This is a genomic window from Novosphingobium sp. NDB2Meth1 (genome assembly GCF_900117425.1).
Lineage (GTDB): Bacteria > Pseudomonadota > Alphaproteobacteria > Sphingomonadales > Sphingomonadaceae > Novosphingobium.
Genome location: NZ_FPEH01000012.1, coordinates 475257 through 494327, shown reverse-complemented (window position 1 = coordinate 494327; position 19071 = coordinate 475257). Strand labels below are relative to the sequence as shown.

Annotated in this window: 13 protein-coding genes; 3 read left to right on the top strand and 10 right to left on the bottom strand. The window is 67.4% G+C overall.

Annotation, left to right across the window (positions count from 1 at the left end; all coding sequences use genetic code 11):
• Positions 1-61: 61 nt before the first annotated feature.
• The 7 genes from addA to ahcY form a co-directional block, all read right to left on the bottom strand.
• The gene (gene addA, locus NDB2M1_RS06825; RefSeq protein ID WP_143146654.1) at positions 62-3544 is read right to left on the bottom strand and encodes a double-strand break repair helicase AddA; all 3483 of its coding nucleotides are present in this window, start codon (positions 3542-3544) and stop codon (positions 62-64) included.
• A complete protein-coding gene (addB, locus tag NDB2M1_RS06820; RefSeq protein ID WP_072380732.1) occupies positions 3541-6516 on the bottom strand; it encodes a double-strand break repair protein AddB in 2976 nt (991 codons plus the stop codon). The genes addA and addB overlap by 4 nt, the downstream gene beginning before the upstream one ends.
• A complete protein-coding gene (locus NDB2M1_RS06815) occupies positions 6509-7228 on the bottom strand; it encodes a nucleotidyltransferase family protein (protein ID WP_072380730.1) in 720 nt (239 codons plus the stop codon). Before NDB2M1_RS06815 ends, addB begins: the two co-directional genes overlap by 8 nt.
• Complete coding sequence (locus NDB2M1_RS06810) at positions 7225-8223, bottom strand: aminoglycoside phosphotransferase family protein (RefSeq protein ID WP_072380728.1); 999 nt, start codon at positions 8221-8223, stop codon at positions 7225-7227. Before NDB2M1_RS06810 ends, NDB2M1_RS06815 begins: the two co-directional genes overlap by 4 nt.
• On the bottom strand, positions 8214-8663 hold the full coding sequence (tsaE, locus tag NDB2M1_RS06805; RefSeq protein ID WP_054123687.1) for a tRNA (adenosine(37)-N6)-threonylcarbamoyltransferase complex ATPase subunit type 1 TsaE: 450 nt from the start codon (positions 8661-8663) through the stop codon (positions 8214-8216). The genes NDB2M1_RS06810 and tsaE overlap by 10 nt, the downstream gene beginning before the upstream one ends.
• Complete coding sequence (locus NDB2M1_RS06800; RefSeq protein ID WP_072380726.1) at positions 8660-11020, bottom strand: sensor histidine kinase; 2361 nt, start codon at positions 11018-11020, stop codon at positions 8660-8662. The genes tsaE and NDB2M1_RS06800 overlap by 4 nt, the downstream gene beginning before the upstream one ends.
• A 128-nt stretch (positions 11021-11148) precedes the next feature.
• Entirely contained in the window at positions 11149-12558 is a 1410-nt protein-coding gene (gene ahcY / locus NDB2M1_RS06795) for an adenosylhomocysteinase (RefSeq protein WP_054123689.1), read from the bottom strand.
• Between the two features lie 229 nt (positions 12559-12787).
• Here ahcY and NDB2M1_RS06790 point away from each other — a divergent pair, with 229 nt between their 5' ends.
• The 3 genes from NDB2M1_RS06790 (at position 12788) to NDB2M1_RS06780 (ending at position 15114) form a co-directional block, all read left to right on the top strand.
• Positions 12788-13267 (top strand): peroxiredoxin, encoded by a 480-nt coding sequence (locus tag NDB2M1_RS06790; protein WP_072380723.1) that lies wholly within the window; start codon positions 12788-12790, stop codon positions 13265-13267.
• 152 nt (positions 13268-13419) lie between these two features.
• The gene (locus tag NDB2M1_RS06785) at positions 13420-14421 is read left to right on the top strand and encodes a sterol desaturase family protein (RefSeq protein WP_072380860.1); all 1002 of its coding nucleotides are present in this window, start codon (positions 13420-13422) and stop codon (positions 14419-14421) included.
• Positions 14422-14427: 6 nt separating this feature from the next.
• Positions 14428-15114, top strand: coding sequence for a hypothetical protein (locus NDB2M1_RS06780; RefSeq protein WP_253185797.1), 687 nt, complete (start codon positions 14428-14430; stop codon positions 15112-15114).
• Here the strand turns inward: NDB2M1_RS06780 and katG are convergent, their stop codons facing one another.
• The 3 genes from katG to NDB2M1_RS06765 all read right to left on the bottom strand — a co-directional run bounded on the left by katG (position 15115) and on the right by NDB2M1_RS06765 (position 19050).
• Complete coding sequence (katG, locus tag NDB2M1_RS06775) at positions 15115-17298, bottom strand: catalase/peroxidase HPI (protein WP_072380721.1); 2184 nt, start codon at positions 17296-17298, stop codon at positions 15115-15117.
• A 133-nt stretch (positions 17299-17431) separates the two neighbouring features.
• Positions 17432-18184, bottom strand: a complete 753-nt coding sequence (locus NDB2M1_RS06770; protein ID WP_253185796.1) for a TorF family putative porin — start codon at positions 18182-18184, stop codon at positions 17432-17434.
• On the bottom strand, positions 18181-19050 hold the full coding sequence (locus NDB2M1_RS06765; RefSeq protein ID WP_253185795.1) for an alpha/beta hydrolase family protein: 870 nt from the start codon (positions 19048-19050) through the stop codon (positions 18181-18183). The genes NDB2M1_RS06770 and NDB2M1_RS06765 overlap by 4 nt, the downstream gene beginning before the upstream one ends.
• Between the last annotated feature and the right edge of the window lie 21 nt (positions 19051-19071).

Genomic DNA, 19071 nt, shown 5'->3' with positions numbered 1-19071 from the left:
GAGAACTCCTATCGGTTGATCCGGTATGTAAGCGGTCTGGCGCGCCGCGCAAGAAAGAGCGCTAAAAGCTTTCCTGCGCGGCCTGAAGGGCAGGCTTGTGCGCATTGATGACGTCAGCCGAAAGCTCGATCAACCGCGGCGTGTGCGTATACAGTAGCGCGGCTTCGACACGGCGCCCCGGATAGATCACTTCGAGCGCCGCCACATAGGCCGCCATCTGGCGCAAGCTGGCGACTGGGACTTCCCCGATATCCTGCGGCGGGCGACGGTCGGTCTTGAAATCGACGATGCGCACGCGGCCCTCCTGCACCAGCAACCGGTCGATCGTGCCACTCACGACTCGCTCGCCGACCACCGCCGCAACCGGCACTTCGGCAAGCGATCCAGCGCCAAACACCTCGGCCCAGGCCGGTTCGGCCAGCACGCGCAGAGCCGCCTCGGCCATGACGTCACGCTCCTCTGCCGGGAACTCGGCCGCCATGCGTGCCAGCCAGCCCCGCGCGGCACTCGCGCGCGCCTCAGGGGCAAGCTCGGGCAAGCGCTCGATCAGCTTGTGAAGCAATGTCCCGCGCCGCGCGGCAGTCCGCGCTGCCGGACCGGGCCGCGTCGGCGGATCGGGCGCATCGTCCGCCTCACCCAGCCCCGACGGCGCGAGCGGGCGCGGTGGGCGCGGTTCCGCCGGGAGCGCCGCATCGAGCCACGCGGGCAAGTCGTCATGGGCTTCAGTCGGAGGCTGCACCTCGGCAATCGCTGGCGGTAACGGCCCCAACCCGCCCAACTGGCGCGAGGCACCCCAGATCGGATCGTCGCGCCACGGACCATCCACATCGCCAAACAGCGGCGCCAGCTGCGCGTACCAGCTTTCCTCCGGTACGCCCTTGGCCTTGCTGCCCAGTGCCCCGCCGATGAACAGCGCTTCCTCCGCCCGCGTCATCGCAACATAGAGCAGGCGCCAGTGCTCCTCGCGCTCCGCCGCCGCCGCGCGATCCGCCGCTTCGCGCACTGGCCCCGCCTGCTCGGCCTTGCGCAAGGGCGGGAGCGGAACGGTGCGCGCCTCATCCACCACCTGCTCGACAAGGCTCAGCCCGCGCGGGTTCGACTTGTCCGGATCGGCGCAGGCATCGGCGAGAATGACGATGGGCGCCTCTAGCCCCTTCGAGCCATGCACCGTCATCACCCGCACGAGATCGGCCTTCTGCCCCGCCTCGCGCTTCAGTTCGCCGTCGCCGACATCGAACCACTGCAGAAAGCCGACCAAGCTGGGCGTCTGCCCGCCCGCATAGGCCATCGCGGCGTTGAGCAGTTCGTCGATCGGATCATTGGCCTCCGCGCCAAGCCGCGCGACCAGCTTGCGGCGCGCCTGCCACGGCCCGACCAGCAGCCAGTGCAGCAGCTGCGCCGGTGTGCCGAAGTCGGCGCGCGCAAGCACGCCGCGCAGTTGCTCCATTGCCGGATACGTCGCAGGCCCCTCGATCTTGCGCAAGTGATCCCACAGCCGCACTCCCTTGGCGCGGTAGCCATGCTCGAGCAGCATCTCCTGCGACCAGCCCACCAGCGGCGAAACCAGCAGCGATGCAAGGTTGAGGTCATCGAGCGGCTGCGCGCAGAACCGTAGCGCGGCAACAAGGTCCTTGACCGCCAGCGGCGCGCCGAGCCGCAGCCGGTCCACCCCCGCCACCGGCACCCCGCGCGCGTGCAGCCGCGCGACGATCAGCCCCGCCAGCGCCTTGCGCGAACGCACCAGCACCATGATGTCGCCCGGCGTAGCCCGGCGCGGCCCGCCCTTGTGCAGCGGGAAACCGCGCCGCAGCCATTCGCTGACCTGCTGCGCGATCTGATCGGCCATCACCCTGTCCGGACGCGAGAGCCACGTCTCGGCACCCTCGTCGCCCTCGCCCGGCGGCGTATCGTCCTCCTCGTCCGCCGCGCCGCCCACCGGCTTCCACAGCGTGACCAGCCCGGGCCGCTCCTTGTCACCTTGATGCTGCTCGGGCGCGTCGGGCAGGCCAAACCGGTCGGGGCCGATCGCCTGGATCGCGCGGTCGACGAAGGCGAGCACCGAATGGGCCGTGCGGTAGGAACGGCCGAGACCAAGCGGCAGCAGCGCCTTTGCAGGGTCAGCGGTGACTTCAGACAACTCGTCCAGCTGCCGCTTAACGCGCTCTCTAGCAGCGGCGAAGTTTTCCGGACTGGTGCCCTGAAAGCCGAAGATCGCTTGCTTGTAATCGCCGACCACGAACAGCGTCCGGCCCGCGTCCCCGCGCTGCCCTTCCCCGCTGAAGAAATCGCCGACGAGGCCATCGAGCACGATCCGCCACTGCGCGCTGTTGGTATCCTGCGCCTCGTCGACAAGAATGTGGTCGAAGCGCCGGTCGAGCTTGTAGCGGATCCATTCCGCCGGCGCCTGCTTGGTGAGCAAGTCGGCTGCCGCGCGGATCTGGTCGTCGAAATCGATGAACCCCTCGCGCGCCTTGGCCTCGGCCCACGCCAGTGCGAAGCGTCGGCCCAGCGTGAGCGCCGGATCGAGCCGCGCGGCCAGATCGACCAGCGTGCGCATTTCTTGCACGCGCTGCAGGTCCTCGATCACGCAGAGCTGGTACTCGGCGTAGGCCGGCTCGTGCTTCACAAGATAGCGCGGAGATCTTGGCTCGCCCTTCCCGGTAAGGAACTTGCCAGCGAAGTCATCGAGCCCTGCAATGCGGGCTTTGGGCGCAGACTCCAGCCAATCCTGCATCACCGATGCCGCATCAAGGCCTTGTGCAGCCCCCCAGCGCCGGTTCGCTTCCATGCAAACCTCGACCGCGCGCACATCGAACACGCTGTCGTGCACCAGATCGGCGAGGCCCGAACCATCCTCCTCCGCATCCAACCCCAGCAAGCGGTTGATCCGCGGTCGCAGCGGCGGCTGCCATGCCCCCGGACCTTCCCACAGCCCATGCACCGACGCGCAGCGGAGCAGGAACGCCGGCACGGCATCCTCGCCCATGCGCAAGCTGAGGTCCTCCAGCGCGGCAAACAGCGCCTCGTCGCCCTGCTCCTGCGCGGAGATCAGCAGGTCCGCCAGCACTTCGCGCAGCAGCAGATCGCGGTCGCGGTCCTCCATCGCCCGCGTCCCGGGAACGAGCCCGGCCTCCGCAGGAAAAGCGCCCAACAGCCACTGCGAGAACGCATGGATCGTCTCGATGCGCAGGCCGCCGCCGGGGCAATCGAGCACAGCGGCAAACAGGCTGCGTGCGCGGGCGACGGTCTGCGGTCCCATCGAAGCGCCGATATGGCCCAACTCCAGCGCAAGCTCGGTATCAGGCAGCCGCACCCAGCGCGCGAGCACGTCGTTCACGCGCGTCGCCATTTCCGCAGCGCCGGCCTTGGTGAAGGTCAGGCACAGGATCTGATCGGGCGAGACACCCTCCTGCAGCAGCAACCGCAGCACGCGCGCGGAAAGCACCTGCGTCTTGCCCGTCCCCGCCGATGCGGAGAGCCACACGGTCCGCTCCGGCTGCACCGCAAGCCGCTGGTTGTCCTTGAGCGGAAAGACCTTGCTCATGAGGCGTTCCCTTCCCGCCCCTGCCATTCCTCGAGCCGCATCAACTGGTCATAGTCGGTATAGCCCGGCAGGTCCGGATTGGGCCGCGCGGTGAAGGGATCGGTGCCCAATATCCACTTGTCGATCGCCTCGCTCAGGAAGCGCAGGGTCTCAGCAACAAAGGTCTCGCGCGGCAGACCGGTCTTCTTGCGCCCCTCCGGCACCGGTTCCTCGCAATAGCCGAACACATCCGCCTTCTTCTGCAGCGACCAATACTCGAAGCGATGGACTTTGCCGCCCAGCCCCTCGAACCCGCCGCGCTCCGCAATCAGCGCGACGAGGCCCAGCTGCAGCGCAAAACCTTCCTCCACCATCTTCCCCGAGGGCGGCTTGCCGGTCTTGTAGTCGACCACCGCCAGCGTGCCATCCGCCAAGCGGTCGATGCGGTCGGCCCGGCCATGGAGCTTGACCCCCTTGATCTCGGTCACGCCGGTCTCTTCCCACAGCACCGGCTTGCGCCCCTGCAGCGCAAGTTCTGCGTTGTAGTCCTCCACCCATTGCAACGCCGCCAGCAGTCTTGGCCGCCACAGCCCGCGCATGAAGGGGTGCGCGCTCATCTCGGCCAGCGTCTGCTCGGCGAGCGGGAGCAGTTCCCCGCGCCTGCTCCCGCCATCATGCCAGCGCTGCAGCACTTCATGGACCAGCGTACCCCGCCACGCCGGGGTCGGCGCGGCATCGAGCGGATCGAGCGTGCGCAGCCCCATGATCGCCGAAGCATAGAACTGGTAGGGATCGCCGCGCAGCCGGTCGAGCGCAGTCGAGGCAATACTGACCCGGCGCTGCTCGGCGCTGGGCCGGGGCGCGGGCTGCGGATAAGCCGGCGCGGCTTGGGCCTTGTCGAGCGCCCGCGCGATGCGGACAGCCTCGGTCTCCGGCTCCAGCTCGCGCCCCAGCATCGCCCGGATCCGCAAGAGGAAGCGCGAGGGGATCACCGGCCCCGCCGCATCGCGCAAGGCATGGCTGAGCACCACTTCCGGCGCCCCCAGCGCAGCCGCCAGATCGTGCGCGGCAAGCCCGATGCGAAAATCTGCCCCCGGAATGCCCAGCGCGCGCAGCACCGGCGGCGCAAGCAGCGGATCGGGCGCGGGCGAGGCGGGCCACTTGCCCTCGGTCATCCCGGCGCAGATCACGAGGTCAGCCCGGCTCATCCGCGCCTCAAGCAAGCCGTAGATCGCAAGGCGCGGGTGGCCGCCATAGGGCGGGCGTACCGCAATCTCGGCCAGCGCATCGCTCAGCAGCGCATGCAGGTCGGCAGGCTCCACCGGCAAGGCGCTATCCTGCGCCGCCTCACGCCACTGCTCGACGAACGCCGCCAGCGCCCGCCCATCCGCCTCGCCCCAGATCGCCGTCCCGCACAGCGCTTCCGCCGCTTCCGCCAGCGTATCAAGGCCGAGGGCCAGCGACGGCGGCGCGGCAGGATCGACCAGCGGCGCCAGCATGACCGCCGCTTCCTCCCACCATGCGGTGAGCCCCGGAAAGTCCGTCTCCTTCGCCGCCACCGCGTTCCGCACGGCCTTCAGCCCGGGGCCGGGACGCGGCCCGCGCAGCACGAGATCAAGCTGCCGCACCCGCTCCAGCCACGCCGCACGCCCCTCCCCCCGCCGCACCAGCGGATGGCCGAGCAGCGCCAGCAGCGGCACCGGCGCGGCGGACGTCGCGGCCACTTCTGCCAGTTGCAACAGCACCCGCCCCGCCGGCGCCTGCGACAATGGACGGCCCGCCGTATCATCGGCATCGATGCCCCAGCGCTGCAAATGCGCGACAAGCCGCTGCGCGAGATCGCGGTCGGGCGTAATCACTGCGACGCGTTTCTCCGGCTCGGCCAAAGCCTGCCGCACCAGCACCGCGACCGCCTGCGCTTCCTCTTCGGGATGCGCCGTTTCCATCAGCCGCACACCCGAAAGCCTGCGTGCCTCGGCGGGAAGCTGCGCCCACACCGTGCTCGCCTCGGGCGGCAGGAACAGATTGGAAATCGCGCGGCTGCGCTCTGGCGGCGCGGCGGCAGGTCCCGATCGGTGCCAGGCCGACACTTCCCCCCGCGCCACGCCCATGCGAGCGAGCAACAGCTTCAAGTGATACTGCGGATGCGTGGCCACATCGCCGCGCGCGAAGACAGGCCCTTCCGGATGCTCGCGATTGCCCGCCGCCCCCAACGCGTCCCAGACAGGATCAGGCAGCGCCAGATCGAGATCGGGCAGGATCACCGCGCCCTGCGGCAGCTCGGAAACCACCCGCAGCAGCCGCGCGACCGCAGGCGCCGCCGATGTCACACCCGCCGCGACAACCGGATGCGGCGGCGGTTCTCTCCGCCAACGCTCCGCGACATGGCCCAGCAGCCGGTTCCGCCGCACCGGCGCGTCGATCTCGCCCCGCTCATCGCACCGCGCGCGCCACCGCGCCAGAATGCGGGCGAACTGCGCCGTCCCGCGCTGCCAGTGCTCGGCCAATTCGCCGACCAGCCCGACCACCTCGGGATCGAGCAGCGCCTCAAGCTCCACGTCCTCGACCGCGAGCCGGTCCATCGCCTGCGCGATGCTGCGCGCCTGCCGCAGCAGGCCCGGCGCTGAGGTGGTGCGCGTTTCGGGATCGCTGCGCAGCATGTCCGCCAGCGCCAGCAGCCTTGCGGCGGGGTCGGCGGCAGGAGGCAAGTCCGCCCCCTGCCCCAGCGGATCGAGCAGCGGACCCAGCGTTTCGTCGAGATCGAGATCGCCGACGACCACCATGCGCGGCAGCAGCAGCCCGCCATCGACCCCGCTCGCCCGGATAAATGCCTCGGTGACGATCCGCACCGCGCGCCGCGTCGGGAGCAGCAGCGTCAGCCGCGCCAGACCAAAGCCCTCCTCGCGATAGCGCGGGATCAGCCCCGCCACGAGTGCGTCGGCAAAGCCGCGATGGGCGGCAATCGAATAGATGCTCGGTTTTCGCTCAGCCACGCTGCAAGGCGGCTTCGGTCGGCGCGATCATCTCGGGCGCGCCGACTTCGAACCACTGGCCATAATGCGAAATGCCGTAGAGCCGCCCTTCCGCGATAGCGCGATCCCACAGCACCCCGGTCGAAAACGCGCCTTCCGGCGCCTCGCGCAGCAGCTGCTGCGAAACGATCTGGATGCCGGTATAGATGAACGGCGCGACCCGGCCCGGCTTGCGCCGCGTGATCCGGCCCATCGGATCGAGATGAAAATCCCCCCGCCCGTTGTAGTTGAACGCCCGCGCGTGGTTCACCAGCAGCAGCAGCGCGTCCATCTTGGCCGGGTCCCACGCCTCGCTCAGCGCGGCGAACACATTCTGCGGGCCATCGAGCCAGACATTGTCGCTGTTGAGGCAGAAGAACGGATCGGCATCGATGAGCGGCAGCGCCTTGACCAGGCCCCCGCCCGTTTCGAGGAGCGCCTCGCGCTCGTCCGAGATGACTGTGACCGGCGCGCTGCGCTGCGCCAGATGCGCCTCGATCTGGCCGGGCAGGTAATGCACATTGACCACCGCCCGCGAAACGCCGGCCTCGACCAGCTTGTCGAGGCTGTGATCGATCAGCGCCCGGCCATTGACACGCACCAAAGGCTTGGGCCGCGTCGCGGTCAGCGGGCGCATCCGCTTGCCGATCCCGGCAGCCAGCACCATCGCGACGTCGCTTGCGAGCTTCGTCATGCGTTGAACGTCCCGCCAAGCTTTTCGCGCAGATCTGCCGGCACATTGGCATCGAACCAGCGCGCCACCGGGGCGAGCGCCGGATGCGCCAGATCGCGCTCCAGCAGGGCCCAGACGCGCGGGATGTAATCGAGGTAGCGCGGCTTGCCGTCGCGCTGCCACAGCCGCACGAAAATGCCGACGATCTTGGCGTTGCGCTGCGCCCCGAGCCGCGCGTAGTCCTCGGCGAAATGGGTGTCCGCGCCGCTCGCCGCGATGTAATGCTCCAGCATCGCGCGCTCCAGTGCCGGATCGACATCACGCCGCGCATCCTGCAGCAGCGAGACGAGATCGTAAGCCGCATGGCCGACCAGCGCGTCCTGGAAATCGAGCAGACCCTGCTTGTCGAGGCCGCCATCGAGCATGATGTTCTCGGCGTGGTAGTCGCGCAGCACTGTCACGCCGGGCCGCTGGCGGGCGAGCAACTGGCCCAGCACTTGCTCCCACGCCTGGGTCCACCCGGCCAGATCCACGCCAAGCCCCTGCACCGGGCAGTACCACTCAACGAAGAGCCGCGCCTCGCGCTGGTACTCCGCCAGCGAATAGGCCGTGAACGGCCCTGGCGGCAGGCGGTGCAGCTGCAGCAGCGCCTCGACCGCATGGGTATAGACCTCGCGCTCGTCCTGCGGCCAGGCGTCGACATACTCGCGCATGCGCACTTCGCCGAAATCCTGCAGCAGGACAAAGCCCTTGGCCGTATCTTCGGCGTAGATCTGCGGCGCGCGCATGCCGTTGCCATCGAGCCAGCGAGCCGCGCGCAGGAACGGTTCGGGGTCCTCGCCCGGCGGCGGCGCGTGCATCAGCATCGCGGTTGCACCCGGGCGGCGCAGGCGGAAATAGCGGCGCGCCGAGGCATCGCCGGGGATCGGCTCGACCACCGCGGTGTCCCAGCCCGCGGCGGATAGAAACGGATGCGCGCCTTCTGGCAGGGCGCTTGCAGTCAGGGTCACGTCCATCCTCTGCGCTCTAGCCAATCCGGACCGGCTTCCACAATGGCGCTGCGCTCGTTTTCGAGGATTTCCAGCCTTATCGACAGGCACGCCGGTTCATGCGTGAAACCGCCCGCATGCTCGGGCCATTCGGCGATCAGCACGGCATCCGCGCGGTAGTCGTCAAGCCCCAGCTCGGCGACTTCCTCCGGGTCTTCGAGCCGGTAGAAGTCAGCATGGACCACCCGCAGCCGCAGCGCGGGCGGATCGTAGACCTCGATGATCGCAAAGCTCGGGCTCGGCACTTCGCCGGCATACCCCAGCGCAGCAATGATCGCGCGCGCCAGGGTCGTCTTTCCCGCACCAAGACCGCCGCTCAGCGCAATCACGTCACCGGGATGCAGCAGACCGGCAATGCGCTTGGCCAGGGCATCGGTCGCCGCAAGATCGGGCAGCGGAATGATCATGGCAGCGTCACCATCGCGCTTGTTCCCTCGCCTTTCTCGGACAAGAGCTCGAACGTCCCGCCATGCGCCGCCACCAGCTGGCGAACCAAGGGCAGGCCGACCCCGCCTCGCCGTTCGACCGAACGGCCATCGGCGCTGATCTTCAGCCCCTCCAGCGCGCGGGCCAGCTGCGCCGGGTCCATGCCCTCGCCGTTGTCGGAAACGACGACCTGCAGCGCGCCCTTGCCGCTCTTGCCACCCTTGCGGCGCGATGCCTCTACAAGAATGCGCCCACCCTTGGGCGTCGCGGCGATCGCGTTGTCGATCAATTGGCCAAACAGGCGCCGCAGCCGCTTGCGGTCTCCCGTTGCGTTGCCGATGGCCGAAGAGCCGCGCAGATCGAGCGAAATCCCGGCCTCGCTCAGCCGCTCCGCCCGCTCGCGCACGACATCGCTCAGCAGCGCAAACAGATCGACCGCCTCGGCAGCCAGCGGCAGCGTGCCCGCCTCGCTCTGCGACAAGTCGAGCACGTTCTCGATCTGCTCGCCAAGCCGTTCGACCGAGGCGAGAATGGCACCGACATACTCCTGCGCCTGCGGAGTCAATTCTCCCGCGATCCCGCTCTGCAGCAGTTCCGCGAACCCGCCGATCGACGTGAGCGGCGTGCGGAATTCATAGCTCATGTTGGCGATGAAGCGCGTCTTCACCGCGTCCGCTTCCACCAGTGCGGCATTGCGCTCGCGCAGCGCCGCTTCGGCCTTTTCGCTGTCGGTTATGTCGAGCACCGTCAGCAGGCCATTGCCATCGGGCAGCGGCACTCCGGCAATCGCGAACGAGCGGCCATCCGCCAGCAGGATGCGCCCGCTCTGCTGCTTGCGCTCCAATGTGGCGGCCTGGATCACCTGCCCGATCGTGCTCACTTGCGCCGGGCGCTTGAGCAACTTGGCGATCCGGCCGAGCAGCGCGTCGGCGCGGGGATGGGTCCCGAGGAACTCCTCCTCCAGCCCCAATTCGCTGACAAAACGCCGGTTCCACAGCTGCAGACGGCCATCGGGGCCGAACACCGCGAGCGATTCGAACAGGTTGTCGAATGTCGCCGTCCGCGTGCGCAGCAGCGTGTCGCGTGTTGCGGAAAGCTGCAGCTGCTCGGTGCGGTCTTCGAAGATCATCAGCAGGCCGCCGTCCGGCATCGGCTGCCCGATCACGCGCAGATGGGTGCCATCCCCCAGATGCCATGATTCCTCCCGCGGCTCGCGGCTGAGGAACCAGCCTTGCCGCTCGCGCCGCCATTCCGGAAAGTCCCGCACTTCGGGCAGGCGCGCGCTGTCGCGCATGCGGTCGAGCACCCGGTCGAACGGCGGCGTATCGACCACCCAGGCCTGCGGCACACTGAAAATGCGCAGGAACGGCTGGTTCGCGAAAACAAGGTTCCGCTTCTCGTCAAACTGCGCGATGCCGGCGGAAAGCGTATCGAGCATCTCGCGCTGCGCCTCGCGGAAACGGCGGAACTGGCGCTGCAGCTCCTCCATTTCCTCGGTATCGACAGCGTAACCTGCCACCCCATCCTCGCCCAGCGGCAGGTCGGAAACGCGGATCGAGCGGCGCTGCCCGCCGATCGTGGCCGAAACGACCCGCTCCATCGGCAGACGGCGGCTATAGACCTGCTGCGCGATCTTGGCTGCGCTGACGCCCTCGACCGGCTCGATCAGCTCGGTCCCCGTCGCCACGACATCCGCCGCGCTCGTCGCACCCACCGCCTTGACATAGGCGCTGTTGACAAGCCGCAGCGCCATGTCTGGCCCGCGGAACCACATCGGCAGCGGCGCCGCCTCGATCAGCCCGGCCAGTGCCACGAAATCGGCCCGCGCCGAAGCCGCTTCGGCGCGCAGCTTGCGCAGTTCATTGGCGCTGTCGGTAAAGTCGAAGAACCAGACCAGCGCCGCGCCGCCGGGCGAGACTTGCGGATCGGCGAGATGCCCCCGTGCGCCAAGGCTGCGCTTGCCGCCGCGCGGGGTCAGCGCCAGCTCGAACGGCGCACCCGTCTTCTGCGCCCGGCGCACCGCATCGCTCAGCTGCGAGAGCTGGACCTCATCCAGCCCCTTCTCGCCCGCATCGATCTCGCTGAGGAACCCCGGCATCGCATCGAGGCCAAACCAGCCCGCAAGCCGCGCAGGCCCTTCGATTCGCCCGTCGGCGCGCACCAGCAGTGGCAGCGCCGGGGCTTCCTCGATCATCCGCGAGAGCCGCCGGGCGAGCCGCTGCGTCGCCTCGGCCCGCGCGAGCCGCCCCCGCGCGGCAAGCACCGCCCAAGCCGCGCCCAGCGTCCAGGCGGCAAGCACAAGCGCGATGAGAACAAGGGCAAACGGCGGCAGGACCATCGCTGCTTGGCTAGGGTGCCATGCTGCAAATTACAATGCGCCGCGCGGCACAAGCTGTGGGATCGCCCCACGAAAAAGGCCCGCGCTTCCACGCGGGCCTCGTTCTGCCTGCCGCAGCGGGCGAAGGCTCAATAGCGGTAGTGATCCGGCTTGAACGGACCTTCGGCCGAAACGCCGATGTAGCTGGCCTGCTTTTCCGAAAGCTTCGAAAGCTGCACGCCCAGCTTGGCAAGGTGCAGCGCCGCCACCTTCTCGTCGAGGTGCTTGGGCAGCACGTAGACTTCGTTCTTGTACTGCTCGCTCTTGGTGAACAGCTCGATCTGCGCGAGCGTCTGGTTGGTGAAGCTGGCGCTCATCACGAAGCTCGGGTGACCGGTCGCGCAGCCGAGGTTCACGAGGCGGCCCTTGGCGAGCACGATGATCTGCTTGCCATCGGGGAATTCGACGAGGTCGGTGCCCGGCTTCACTTCGGTCCACTTGTAGTTCGACAGCGCCGCGATCTGGATCTCGCTGTCGAAGTGGCCGATGTTGCACACGATCGACATCGGCTTCATCGCCTTCATGTGGTCGGCGGTGATCACGTCCTCGTTGCCGGTCGCGGTGACGAAGATGTCGCAGCGCTTGACCGCTTCTTCCATGGTGACGACTTCATAGCCTTCCATCGCCGCCTGCAGCGCGCAGATCGGATCGATTTCCGTCACCATCACGCGCGCGCCGCCCTGGCGCAGCGAGGCGGCCGAACCCTTGCCGACATCGCCGAAGCCCGCGACGCAGGCGACCTTGCCGGCCAGCATCACGTCGGTCGCGCGGCGGATCGCGTCGACCAGCGATTCCTTGCAGCCATAGAGGTTGTCGAACTTCGACTTGGTGACCGAGTCGTTCACGTTGATCGCGGGGAACGGCAGCTTGCCGTCCTTGGCGATCTGATAGAGGCGGTGGACGCCCGTGGTGGTCTCTTCCGAGACGCCCTTGATGGCCTTCACCGACTGCGTGAGGTAGCCGGGCTTTTTCTTGAGGAACGCGGTCAGCGCGCGCACGAACTCGATTTCCTCGGCGTTGCTCGGCTCGAACAGCTTTTCGCCCGCTTCGACGCGCGCGCCCCACAGCGCGAACATCGTGGCATCGCCGCCGTCGTCGAGGATCATGTTGGCGGTCACGTCATCGCCCCAGTCGAAGATCGAGCCGACATAGTCCCAGTATTCCGCCAGGCTCTCGCCCTTGATCGCGAAGACCGGGATACCGGCCGCGGCAATCGCGGCGGCAGCGTGATCCTGCGTCGAGAAGATGTTGCAGGTCGCCCAGCGCACTTCGGCGCCGAGCGCCACCAGCGTCTCGATCAGCACGGCGGTCTGGATCGTCATGTGGAGCGAGCCGGTGATGCGCGCGCCCTTGAGCGGCTGCGACGGGCCGAATTCCTCGCGCAGCGCCATCAGGCCGGGCATTTCGGTCTCGGCGATCCTGATTTCGGCGCGCCCGAAGTCGGCCAGGCCGATATCGGCGATCACATAGTCCTTCTGGGCTTCAAGCACGCTGGCCACGAGACAGTCTCCAAGATTGCAATCAAACGAACAGGCCTGCCGGAAGGACAGCCCCGATGCCGTCCCCTTAGCGGGCCTCTCGCCAATACGCAATCCGGATATAAAGAAGTCTTTATATCACGCTCTGCAACCGTCCCGCCTCCGAATGGTTGCGCTGTCACACACCGCGCCTATATCGGCCTCTGCGCATCAACGCACAGACCAACACACCAAAAGAGGATCCTTGCCCATGACGATTGCGGTTGGAGACAAGCTGCCTGACGTGAAGCTGGTGAAAGCCACGGCCGACGGCATCGATGCGGTGCAGTCCGCCGAATACTTTGCCGGCAAGCGCGTCGCGCTGTTCTCGGTTCCGGGTGCCTTCACCCCGACCTGCTCGGCCAAGCACCTGCCGGGCTTCGTCGAAAAGGCCGCCGAAATCCGCGCCAAGGGCGTGGACGAGATCGCCTGCACCGCGGTCAACGATCCCTTCGTGATGAAGGCATGGGGCGCCGCCGCCGGTTCGGCCGACGTCACCATGCTGGCGGACGGCAACGGTGATTTCGCCAAGGCGCTCGGTCTCACCATGGACGGCACCGGCTTCGGCCTCGGCATCCGCGGCCAGCGTTTCGCGATGGTCATCAACGACGGGACGGTCGAACAGCTCCACGTCGAAGCCCCGGGCGACTTCAAGGTCTCCTCGGCCGAGTATGTGCTCGAGAACCTGTGACGTAATACTTCGTAATACTCATGCCGCAGTGCAGCGCATACGGCGCGGTACTGCGGCAGGTTATTAGCCCCAAAGGCCCGATTCTACGGGCTTGACGACTGTCAAATATTTGCCATCCTCCCCGACGCTGCACCGCACCATGGGGACGCATGATGGACGGTATTCGAGTCGGAAAGCGGATTGTCGGGACCCAGTCGCCCGTCACCATCGGTTGGGAAAACATCCCGAAGGTCGAAGGCGGCACCTTCAAGCGCTTGTTCTTCACCTGGTTCCAGCCCGCCGTCCTGTTCGGCATGATCGCGTTCTGGTACTATGCACCCAACTCGATCGCGAAGTTCTCGACCGCCATCGGCATCGGCATCGGCTTTCGCATTTTCCTCCAGATCCTCGAATTCGTGAACCCGCGCCACAAGTCGTGGCAGATCACATGGAAGGAACTGGCGACCGACCTGTTCTACGTCGGCATATCCGCTACCTGCGTCCAGCTGGTCGAAAACTACATCGGCAGCGACGCGATCATCGAAGCGCTCCAGAGCACGTTCGATTTCGACAAGTTCGCGTGGTTCACCGGCCTGCCGCTGCTGGTGCAGGCCCTGCTCAGCCTGTTCATCTTCGATCTCGGCCAGTACTGGATGCATCGCGGGATGCACAACTGGTACCCGCTGTGGCTGCCGCATTCGGTGCACCACTATATCACCCAGCTCAACGTCCACAAAGGCGCGGTCGGCAATCCGCTCGAGCTGTTCCTGATCGGCCTCGGCATCGGCGGCCTGTTCGATTTCCTGCCCCGCGCGTTTCTGCTTGCGGGCGCCATCAGCATGTCGATCGGCGCGTACCAGCACATCAACGTGCGCTTTGACAGCCCGCGCTGGTGGCGCTTCCTGTTCAACACGACCGAGCATCACAGCCTGCACCACTCGCAGGATTTCGAATCGACACGCAGCAATTACAGCAACTGGTTCATCGTGATCGACCGGATGTTCGGCACCTGCATCGATGGCGAGGCGGAGCTGCTCGGCATGGAAGGCGGCCGCCGCATGTCGATCCGCGAGCAGATGCTCTATCCCTTCACCGAAGGCTGGAAGGCGTGGAAGGAGCGCGGGGTCCGCGAGCCGATGTTCGGTGATCACCCCACCGCGGTTCCGGCGGAATAGGGCGGCGTGACCTCGCTGAGCGCCTCCGGCATGGAAACCCTCCCCGCCCCCGCCGAAGCGCCTGCGATCCTGCGCCTCATGCAGCGGATCTGGCACATCCGCGGCGAAGTGCCCCTCCCCGCCGATCTTGCCACCGACGAGGCCTTCGCGCGCCTCGATCCGCTCTTCGCGCATGCGGGCACGGTCCATGCGCGCATGGGCGATGTGGTCTTGGTCACCAAGCGCGACCAGCTGGCGCAGGATCCGCTCTCGGTGGTCGACAGCGGCACCTTGCGCATCGAGCCCGGCGAGCAGGGCCCCACGCTGCGTTACCACCTCGTCAGCCGCGCGCTGCTCTACTGCTTCCTCGCGCCGCTGCTGTTCCTCGCGATCAGCCAGCTGACCGTCTTTCTCGGCACGCTCGACAAGCCCACGCCCGAGGAAATCGCCAAGGAAAAGGCGAAGAAGGACAAGCAGGGCGAGATCAAGCTGAACCCGATCGACAAGTTCCTCGGCGCACCCGCTCCGGAGAAGCCGAAGGACGAGAAGAAGGACGCGAAAGACAAGAAGAAAGGCGATGATGAGGAGAACGAAGGGTTCTCGCCCATCACCGCCTATGTCTTCGCCGGCATCTTCGCGGCGCTCTATGTGCTGGGCCGCCTGCTCGAGCCGTGGCTGATCAGGCGGCTGTTCCAGCGTACCCTGGCAGGCTGATCAGACCAGATCGAAGCGGTCCGCGTTCATCACCTTGGTCCAGGCCTTGATGAAGTCGGCCGCGAACTTCGCATTCCCGCCCACTTCGGCATAGACTTCCGCCACCGCGCGCAGCTGGCTGTTCGATCCGAACACGAGATCCGCCCGGCTCGCCCGCCACTTCACATTGCCGGTCTTCCGGTCACGCCCGACGAACAGCTCCTCGTGGCTGCCCTCCACCGCGCTCCACGCCGTGCCCATGTCGAGCAGATTGACGAAGAAGTCGTTGGAAAGCACGCCCACCCGGTCGGTGAACACACCCAGATCGCTCCCGCCCTGATTGGCGCCGAGCACGCGCAGCCCCGCCACCAGCACCGCCATTTCCGACGCCGAAAGACCAAGCAGCGAAGCTCGGTCGATCAGCAGCTCCTCGGTCTTTACCGAGTGTTTGGCCGCGAGGTAATTGCGGAACCCGTCAGCACGCGGCTCCAGCACCGCAAAGCTTTCGGCATCGGTCCATTCCTCGCTCGCATCGCCGCGGCCGCCGGTGAACGGCACCGATCCATCGTAGCCGCCAGCCCTCGCTGCCGCCTCGACTGCCGCCGTACCCGCCAGCACCACGGCATCGGCCACCGAGAGGTTCCCGCGGAGGCTCTCGATCACCCCGAGCACCTGCGCCAGCTCCGCCGGATCATTCACCGCCCAGTCCTTCTGTGGCGCGAGCCGCACGCGCGCACCATTGGCACCGCCGCGATGGTCAGTCCGCCGATAGGTCGAGGCCGAAGCCCAGGCCGCCTTGATCAGCGCCGCAGGAGCAAGCCCCGCGCCAAGGATCGCCGCCTTGAACGCGGCGATCTCGCCTTCCAGCGGCATGCGGCCCGCCGGCACCGGATCCTGCCAGATCAGGTCTTCCGCCGGCACTTCGGGGCCGAGGTAGCGCGCCTTGGGGCCCATGTCGCGGTGGGTCAGCTTGAACCACGCGCGGGCGAAGGCATCCTTGAATGCCGCATGGTCCTTGCGGAACTTCTCGGAGATCGCCCGGAACTCCGGATCGACCTTCAGCGCCATGTCCGCCGTCGTCATCATCGTCGGCACGCGCAGGCTCGGATCATGCGCCGCCGGGGCCATATCCTCCTCGCGCTGGCCGATCGGCTGCCACTGCTGCGCACCGGCAGGTGAGCGGACCAGTTCGTACTCATAGTCGAGCAGCAGGCGGAAGTAGTTCTCCGACCATTGGGTCGGCGTGTTCACCCACGCGCCTTCGATGCCGCTGGTGATCGTGTCACCACCCTTGCCGCTGCCATGCGTGCTCAGCCACCCGAACCCCTGCGCGGTGATGTCCGCCGCTTCTGGTGCCGGGCCGACCAGCGCGGCATCGCCCGCACCATGCGCCTTGCCGAAGGTATGGCCGCCCGCCGTCAGCGCCGCGGTCTCCTCAAGGTTCATTGCCATGCGCGCGAAGGTGATCTTGATGTCGCGCGCCGAAGCGAGCGGATCGGGCACGCCGCCCGGGCCTTCCGGGTTCACATAGATCAGCCCCATCTGGATCGCGGCGAGCGGATCCTCGAGGTCCATCTGCTTCTCGGGCTGGATGCGCGTTTCCTCGGCATCGACCCACTTCGCTTCCTGGCCCCAGTAGATATCGCGCTCGGGCTCATAGATGTCGGCCCGGCCGCCGCCGAAGCCGAACACCGGTCCGCCCATCGATTCGATCGCGACATTGCCCGCAAGGATGAGCAGGTCCGACCACGAGATGTGCTTCCCGTACTTCGCCTTGATCGGCCAGAGCAGCCGCCGCGCCTTGTCGAGGTTGCCGTTGTCGGGCCACGAATTGAGCGGAGCGAACCGCTGCTGCCCGCTGTTCGCGCCGCCACGGCCGTCCGCCGTGCGATAGGTACCTGCCGCATGCCACGCCATGCGGATGAAGAACGGGCCATAGTGGCCATAGTCCGCCGGCCACCAGTCCTGGCTGTCGGTCATCAGCGCGGTCAGATCGGCCTTCAGCGCCGCATAGTCGAGCGCCTTGAACGCCTCGGCATAGTCGAAGCCGGGGGCCGACGGATCGGGCGAAACGCCGTTCTGATGGAGAATGTCGACCGGCAGCGCTTCCGGCCACCAGTCCTTGTTCGTACGGCCCAGCAGGGCGCGCGAGGCGCCCTTGTGAACCGGGCAACCACTCGCTGCGTCACCGGTCTGCATGTTCATGGGGAGAGACTCCATCGCGTTGTCGATGGAGCAAAGCTACGCCCAGGTGCTTAGGGGCGGAAGCGAGTAAACCGCATTTCAGTGATCGGATTTGACTATAAAAGCTGGATCAATGATCGACTGAACTACTCGCTCAGAACGCAAGGCGGACCCGCGCGACAACCCGGTCCCTCACACCGCCAGCGTCCGCAAAGGGCGTCACACGGATCCGCTCCGGCGCGATGCTGTTGCCCACATAGTCCAGCCCGAACGTCAGCGGCCAGCGCGTGTATTCCGCGCCCAGCTTCCAGTCGGCATAGTCTCCGCCGGGCCTGAGCCGCGCCGCGCGGGGATCACTACCGCTGCCGGTCGAATAGCCCACGCTTGCCAGCACGGTGAGCGGCAGGCCCGGCAATCCGGCATCCGCGCCCACCCGCAGATGCAGATTGTCGCCGCCGATCGTGCTCTGGCGCGGCGCAAACCACGCGGTCGCCGCCACGCGCAGCGGGCCGAGGCCGTACCGCGCACCCAGCACCAGTTCGGCGAAATCCATCCGCTGCGCAGCCCCGGCAAACAGATGGCCGACCACCTCGGTCCGCAAGGTCACCGCACCCAGCGCCCAATCGCGCCCCGCCGCCACATCCGCGACCGCGTCCGCCCCGCCATGGCGCGCAGCCCCCCGCAGCGCCGCCACGCGCACTGACGCATCAAGCGGGCCAAGATCGAGCCGCCCGTCAGCCGAAACCGAAGCCCGCGCCCCGCTCCAGCTGATCCCGGCGCGCACCTCGTCGCTGGCCGCTTCAACGCCTCCATCGACCGACTGCGCCCACGCCCTCTCGGTCGGCAGGAGCAGCAAAGCTCCCGCCAGCATGATCAGCGCGCGGCCTCGCTTGACCAGCACCGTCACTTCGCCAGCAGCGGTTCGAGGAAGCGGATCACCCGCGCTTCCAGATCGATGCGGTGATCGGACCAGCCATGATCGGTTGCGACATGCGCCGTCCGGACCCTGGTCCCGCCCACCTTGCGTACCGCCGCGACAAGTTCGTCACCGTCGGCGGCAAGTCCGTCATTGGAGGTCAACACAAGCAGCGGTGTGGCGCTGAGTGCGGACGCCCGCCTCACGAAATCCCACTCGGCCGCATGGGCGCCAAGTTCGTCGACCAGCGCCTGCGCCGGACTGTTCAGCGTCTCGCTGTTCTCGGCGATCAGCTTGGCCCGGTCGCCTTGCGAAAGCTGGCCCTTCTTGCCCATGTTGGCTGCCGAATAGAGGACGAGGGCGCGCAAGTCCGGCTCCTCCGCGCCCGCCATCGCCGTCACCCACCCGCCCATCGAGTGCCCCACCATCGCCATGCGCTGGGTGTCGATGCCATAGCGTGTGGCATTGGCGCGCAGAAAGGCCAGCACCGCCCGCGCATCCTCCGGGTTCTGCCCGAACCGGTACGTGCCGGGGCTGCCCCACGAGCCGCGATAGTTGAAGGTGATCGCGTTCCAGCCCCGCCGCCGCAGCGCCTGCGCCAGATCGAGGTTCTTCTCATTACCCGGCAAGCCATGGCAGATCACCACCGTTGGATGCGGCCCTGCTCCTGCCGCCAGATAACCGACCCCGTTGATCTCCACTCCGCCGCTCGGAACATGGAACACCTCCATCCGCGCCGGATGCGCGACATCGGCCGGAGGATCGGTGTAGATCGCGGGCGGGATGGCAGGTGCCGCCGAAGCCATCGGCGCCGCAAGAGCAAGCGACGCTGCGGCCAGCTTCGGAAATTCCCGCATGGTCCGCACAGATCCTCTCCC

Coding starts and splice junctions, on each gene's coding strand:
- addA (WP_143146654.1), bottom strand. CDS start 3,544: ATGAGCAAGGTCTTTCCGCTCAAGGACAACCAGCGGCTTGCGGTGCAG.
- NDB2M1_RS06815 (WP_072380730.1), bottom strand. CDS start 7,228: ATGACGAAGCTCGCAAGCGACGTCGCGATGGTGCTGGCTGCCGGGATC.
- NDB2M1_RS06810 (WP_072380728.1), bottom strand. CDS start 8,223: ATGGACGTGACCCTGACTGCAAGCGCCCTGCCAGAAGGCGCGCATCCG.
- tsaE (WP_054123687.1), bottom strand. CDS start 8,663: ATGATCATTCCGCTGCCCGATCTTGCGGCGACCGATGCCCTGGCCAAG.
- NDB2M1_RS06800 (WP_072380726.1), bottom strand. CDS start 11,020: ATGGTCCTGCCGCCGTTTGCCCTTGTTCTCATCGCGCTTGTGCTTGCC.
- NDB2M1_RS06790 (WP_072380723.1), top strand. CDS start 12,788: ATGACGATTGCGGTTGGAGACAAGCTGCCTGACGTGAAGCTGGTGAAA.
- NDB2M1_RS06785 (WP_072380860.1), top strand. CDS start 13,420: ATGGACGGTATTCGAGTCGGAAAGCGGATTGTCGGGACCCAGTCGCCC.
- katG (WP_072380721.1), bottom strand. CDS start 17,298: ATGAACATGCAGACCGGTGACGCAGCGAGTGGTTGCCCGGTTCACAAG.
- NDB2M1_RS06765 (WP_253185795.1), bottom strand. CDS start 19,050: ATGCGGGAATTTCCGAAGCTGGCCGCAGCGTCGCTTGCTCTTGCGGCG.